At 66.7% G+C, this 1,194-nt stretch carries 1 protein-coding gene; it reads left to right on the plus strand.

Translation table 11 applies throughout. The annotated features are described in order from the left end of the window. A complete protein-coding gene (gene tuf / locus MFF01_RS21985; protein ID WP_238228595.1) occupies positions 1-1,191 on the plus strand; it encodes an elongation factor Tu in 1,191 nt (396 codons plus the stop codon). Positions 1,192-1,194 lie beyond the last annotated feature (3 nt).

Genomic DNA, 1,194 nt, shown 5'->3' on the forward strand with positions numbered 1-1,194 from the left:
ATGGCCAAAGAGAAATTCGCTCGTACGAAGCCGCACTGCAACATCGGCACGATCGGTCACGTGGATCACGGCAAGACGTCGCTGACGGCGGCGATCACGAAGGTTCTGGCCGAGACGGGTGGTGCGACGTTCACGGCGTACGACCAGATCGACAAGGCGCCGGAGGAGAAGGCGCGCGGCATCACGATCTCGACGGCGCACGTTGAGTACGAGACCACGAACCGGCACTACGCCCACGTGGATTGCCCGGGCCACGCCGACTACGTGAAGAACATGATCACGGGTGCCGCCCAGATGGACGGCGCGATCCTGGTGGTGTCGGCGGCCGACGGCCCGATGCCGCAGACCCGCGAGCACATCCTGCTCGCCCGTCAGGTCGGCGTGCCGGCGCTCGTCGTGTTCCTGAACAAGGTCGACCTCGTCGACGACGAGGAGCTCCTCGAGCTCGTCGAGATGGAGGTGCGCGAGCTTCTCTCCAAGTACGACTTCCCCGGTGACGACATCCCGATCACCAAGGGTTCGGCCAAGGTGGCGCTCGACAACGGCGACAAGGCCGTCGGCCACGACGCCGTGCTCAAGCTCATGGAGTCGGTGGACGCCTACATCCCGCAGCCGGAGCGCCCCATCGACAAGCCGTTCCTGATGCCCATCGAGGACGTGTTCTCGATCTCGGGCCGCGGCACGGTGGTGACGGGTCGCGTCGAGCGCGGCATCGTGAAGGTCGGCGAGACCGTGGAGATCGTGGGCATCCGCGACACGCAGACCACGACGGTCACGGGCGTCGAGATGTTCCGCAAGCTCCTCGACCAGGGCCAGGCCGGCGACAACGTCGGCGTGCTCCTGCGCGGCACCAAGCGCGAGGACGTCGAGCGCGGCCAGGTCGTGTGCAAGCCCGGCTCGGTCAAGCCCCACACCAAGTTCAAGGCCGAGGCCTACATCCTCACCAAGGAGGAGGGCGGCCGCCACACGCCGTTCTTCACCAACTACCGCCCGCAGTTCTACTTCCGCACCACGGACGTGACCGGCGTGTGCGTGCTCCCCGAGGGCACCGAGATGGTGATGCCCGGCGACAGCGTGACCATGGACGTCACCCTCATCGTCCCCGTCGCCATGGAAGAGAAGCTGCGCTTCGCCATCCGTGAAGGCGGCCGCACCGTCGGCGCAGGCGTCGTCGCCGCCATCAACGAGTAGTCG

Origin of the sequence: Methylobacterium adhaesivum (assembly GCF_022179065.1) — a bacterium.
Lineage (GTDB): Bacteria > Pseudomonadota > Alphaproteobacteria > Rhizobiales > Beijerinckiaceae > Methylobacterium > Methylobacterium adhaesivum.

What these genes read in the sequence shown, in the direction of transcription:
- tuf (WP_238228595.1), top strand. Translation starts at nt 1, where the DNA reads ATGGCCAAAGAGAAATTCGCTCGTACGAAGCCGCACTGCAACATCGGC.